4 protein-coding genes and 1 pseudogene are annotated in these 4,054 nt (G+C 73.6%); 1 reads left to right on the top strand and 4 read right to left on the bottom strand.

The window, feature by feature from the left end; all coding sequences use genetic code 11:
* Positions 1–760: pseudogene (locus tag IE249_RS36680) on the top strand (glycine dehydrogenase (aminomethyl-transferring)); the annotation flags it as partial.
* A 127-nt stretch (positions 761–887) separates the two neighbouring features.
* Here IE249_RS36680 and IE249_RS08590 read toward each other — a convergent pair.
* The 4 genes from IE249_RS08590 to IE249_RS36675 all read right to left on the bottom strand — a co-directional run.
* Entirely contained in the window at positions 888–1,979 is a 1,092-nt protein-coding gene (locus IE249_RS08590) for an ABC transporter ATP-binding protein (RefSeq protein ID WP_189704160.1), read from the bottom strand.
* A gap of 75 nt (positions 1,980–2,054) precedes the next feature.
* A complete protein-coding gene (modB, locus tag IE249_RS08585; RefSeq protein WP_189704159.1) occupies positions 2,055–2,903 on the bottom strand; it encodes a molybdate ABC transporter permease subunit in 849 nt (282 codons plus the stop codon).
* Positions 2,900–3,736: a molybdate ABC transporter substrate-binding protein gene (gene modA, locus IE249_RS08580; RefSeq protein ID WP_189704158.1), complete on the bottom strand. Its 837-nt coding sequence runs from the start codon at positions 3,734–3,736 to the stop codon at positions 2,900–2,902. The genes modB and modA overlap by 4 nt, the downstream gene beginning before the upstream one ends.
* Before the next feature lie 199 nt (positions 3,737–3,935).
* On the bottom strand, positions 3,936–4,054 hold a 119-nt coding region (locus tag IE249_RS36675), incomplete at its 5' end, for a TOBE domain-containing protein (protein ID WP_229857864.1).

Here is a 4,054-nt window from a genome sequence, read left to right as displayed (position 1 = left end):
GACGTTCTGCATCCCGCACGGCGGCGGCGGTCCCGGCGTCGGCCCCGTGGCCGTGCGCTCGCACCTGGCGCCGTACCTGCCCAACCACCCGCTGCAGCCCGAGGCCGGTCCGAAGACCGGGGTCGGCCCGATCTCGGCCGCGCCCTGGGGCTCGGCCGGCATCCTGCCGATCTCCTGGGCCTACGTCCGGCTCATGGGCGGCGAGGGCCTCAAGCGCGCCACCCAGGTGGCCGTGCTGTCCGCCAACTACGTCGCCAAGCGTCTCGAGCCGCACTACCCGGTGCTCTACACCGGCCCCGGCGGTCTCGTCGCGCACGAGTGCATCATCGACCTGCGCCCGCTCACCAAGGCGACCGGCGTCACGGTGGACGACGTGGCCAAGCGGCTGATCGACTACGGCTTCCACGCGCCGACGATGTCCTTCCCGGTGGCCGGCACGCTGATGATCGAGCCCACCGAGTCCGAGGACCTGGCCGAGCTGGACCGGTTCTGCGAGGCGATGATCGCCATTCGCGCCGAGATCGAGAAGGTCGGCTCGGGCCAGTGGCCGGCGGAGGACAACCCGCTGCGGGGCGCCCCGCACACCGCGGCCGCGCTCGGCGGCGAGTGGGACCACGCCTACAGCCGCGAGGAGGCCGTCTTCCCGGGCGGGGTCGCCGCCGAGGAGAAGTACTGGCCGCCGGTGCGCCGCATCGACCAGGCCTTCGGCGACCGGAACCTGGTCTGCTCCTGCCCGCCGCTGGACGCCTACCAGGACTGAGCGCAGCGGCAAGCACCGAGGTGACGCCCGGCCCCCGTGGCCGTGGCGGCATCGTCGAGGCCCCGTCCGGCCCCGTGGCCGTGGCGGGGCCTCGCCGTTCCCGCCCCCGCCCCCACGCCCGCGGGGCTCAGGCGGGGTACGCGTGCGTCTGTGCCGCCTTCACCGCCGCCCAGACCTCCACACCCGGGTGCAGGCCGAGTTCGGCCGCGGCGACCGTGGTGAGGTCGGCGGCCAGGGCCAGCTCGCCGGTGAGGTCGGCGCGGATCTGGTCGCCGTGCGTCTCCAGGCCGGCCACCTCGCAGCGCCACAGATTGCGCGCGCTGGAGCCGGTGGGCCGGTGCCGGTGGAGGGTGACCGCGCCCGGCGGGAACGCCACGAAGGCGGGTCCGGACAGGTCCTCGGTGGTGGCGACGGCGGGGCCGGACTCCAGCCGTACCGTGTGCCCCTCCGCCCGGCCCCGGTACAGGTTCAGGCCGACCAGCTGGGCGATGTAGTCCGTGCGCGGGTGGCGGGCGATGTCGGAGGGTGCGCCCTCCTGGACCACGCGGCCGTGCTCGACGACGACGAGCCGGTCGGCCAGCACCATGGCGTCCAGCGGATCGTGGGTGACCAGCACGGCGACGGCCTCGAACTCGGCGAGGTGCCGCCTGAGCTGGGCGCGCACCTCCAGACGTGTACGGGCGTCCAGCGCGGCGAGCGGCTCGTCCAGGAGCAGCAGCCGCGGCCGGGTGGCCAGCGCGCGGGCCAGCGCCACGCGCTGGGCCTGGCCGCCGGAGAGCCGACGGGGCTTGGTGCCGGCGTGGTCCGCCAGGCCCATGCGCTCCAGCCACGCGGCCGCCTGCGCACGGGCCTCGGCCTTGCCCACGCCCTGGCAGCGCGGCCCGAAGGCCACGTTGTCCAGCGCGGACAGGTGCGGGAAGAGCAGGTAGTCCTGGAAGACCACGCCGACCGGTCGGGCCTCCGGCGGCGTGCGCTCCAGCGGGGTGCCGTCCAGCCGCAGACGGCCCCCGGTGAGCGGCACCAGACCTGCCAGTGCGCGCAGGGCCGTGGTCTTGCCGGCGCCGTTCGGGCCGAGCAGCGCGACGACGTCGCCCGGGGCGGCGGTGAGCGCCACGTCGAGCCGGAAGGAGCCCCGGTCGACGACGAGACGGGCGTCCAGTCCGTCGCCACGGGTGTCGTCGGCGCGTACGCCGGCCGGGGTCTCGTCTGTGTCGGTCATGAGGCGATGGTCCAGGATCCGATGCGTCCGATGCGGTCGCGGGTCACGGGGCGGCCGGTGATCACGGGTTCGGGGTCATGAGGAGGCCGTCATCCAACGGTCCCGCAGACCCGCCAGCACGGCGATCGAGACGGCCAGCAGCACCAGGCTCAGCGCGATCGCCGCCGCCGGGTCGTTCTGCAGGGCCAGGTAGACGGCGAGCGGCATGGTCTGCGTACGGCCGGGGAAGTTGCCCGCGAACGTGATGGTGGCGCCGAACTCGCCGAGCGCCCGTGCCCAGGCCAGTACGGCGCCCGCCGCGACACCGGGCGCGATGAGCGGCAGGGTGACCCGGCGGAACGCGGTGAAGCGGGACGCGCCCAGCGTGGTGGCCGCCTCCTCGTAGCGCGGGTCGGCGGCCCGCAGCGTCCCCTCCACGCTGATGACCAGGAACGGCATGGCGACGAACGCCTCCGCGACGACCACCCCGGCGGTGGTGAACGGCAGGGTGATCCCGAACCAGGAGTCCAGCCACTGCCCCACCACCCCGTTGCGCCCGAGCGCGAGCAGCAGGGCCACACCGCCCACCACGGGCGGCAGCACCAGCGGCAGCGTCACCAGGGCCCGCACCAGACCCCGCCCCGGGAACCGCGTACGGGCCAGCAGCCAGGCCAGCGGCACGCCGAGCACCAGGCTCAGCGCGGTCGCGCAGGTGGCGCTGATCAGGGACAGCTGGAGCGCCTGCCACACCTCGGGGCTGGTCAGCTGCTCCGGCAGACTGCGCCAGGGGGCGCGGATCAGCAGGGCCAGCAGTGGCAGCAGCAGGAACGCCAGACCCACCAGCGCGGGCACCAGCAGGGGCAGCGGCACGCCCCGCAGGGCACGCCCGCGCCGTGACCCGCTCTCAAGGGTCACGGCACGGGTCTCGCGGTCGGCCTCGTTCACGGCTCGAGGAACCCGTCTCCGGTCAGCACCTTCTGGCCTGCGGCGGACCGCACCAGCTCGATGAACGCCTTGGCCGCCGTCGCGTTGGGCGCGTTCCTGAGCCGGGCGATCGGATAGTCGTTGACGGCCTTGGCCGACTCGGGGAACTCCACGCCGGCCACCTTGTCACCCGCGGCCTTCACATCGGTCTTGTAGACCACCGCGGCGTCGGCCTCCTTCAGCTCCACCTTGGTCAGGGCGCCCTTGACGTCCTGCTCGTAGGAGACCGGGGTCAGCTTCAGGCCGCTCGCGGAGAGGGCCTTCTGCGCGGCGGCGCCGCAGGGCACGGTCTTTGCGCACAGTACGACCTTCAGCCCGGAGGCGGTGAGGTCCTCGAGGGAGGACACCTTGTGCGGGTTGCCCGGCAGGGTCGCGATCTCCAGCTGGTTGCGGACGAAGGTGACCGGGGCGCCGGCCGTGTCCCCCTTGTCCGTCACGGTCTTCATCGTCTTGGCGCTGGCGGCGGCGAACACGTCGGCGGGGGCGCCCCCGTCGATGCTCGCGGCGAGCGTGTCGCTGCCGCCGAAGTCGAAGGTGACCTTGGTGCCCGGATACCGCTGCTCGAACTCCTTGCCGAGCGCGGTGAAGCTCTCCTTGAGCGAGGCGGCGGCGAAGACGGTCACCGTGCCGGACGGCTTCGCGGACGAGGCTCCCGAGGCGCCGGATCCGGACGACGAGGAGTCGTCCGCCGAACCGGAGGAGCCGGAGGACGAGCAGGCGCTCAGGGCCAGCAGGGCGGCCGCGCCCACGCCGGCCGCTCGCAGCGTACGGGTCCGGCGTGTGGAACGGGTCATCACGGATGTACTCCTCGATGTTCGAAGCACGGAAGACTGTCGCGCCCTGCCACGGCCGAACGACCGCCACGCCGAGATAATACTGCCGCAATTGCAAGCGCGGACCACCCTGTTGGTTGGCAGGAGCTGGCGATCGAGCACTCCGGGCCCGCATGTGCGTTTGAACGGAGCCACCGGGCGTCCCGCCCCGCGCGCGGTCCTACGCCCTGTCGATATGTACGTTCGTCGACTTCACGCGGGCGGTGGCCTCCATGCCGACCTCAAGGCCCAGTTCCTCCACGGCCTCGCGGGTGAGCAGGGAGACGAGCCGGTGCGGGC

Origin of the sequence: Streptomyces anandii JCM 4720 (assembly GCF_014650655.1) — a bacterium.
In the GTDB taxonomy this organism is placed as follows: domain Bacteria; phylum Actinomycetota; class Actinomycetes; order Streptomycetales; family Streptomycetaceae; genus Streptomyces; species Streptomyces anandii.
This window is presented reverse-complemented; position numbering and strand designations above follow the sequence as displayed.

What these genes read in the sequence shown, in the direction of transcription:
- IE249_RS08590 (WP_189704160.1), bottom strand. Translation starts at nt 1,979, where the DNA reads ATGACCGACACAGACGAGACCCCGGCCGGCGTACGCGCCGACGACACC.
- modA (WP_189704158.1), bottom strand. Translation starts at nt 3,736, where the DNA reads ATGACCCGTTCCACACGCCGGACCCGTACGCTGCGAGCGGCCGGCGTG.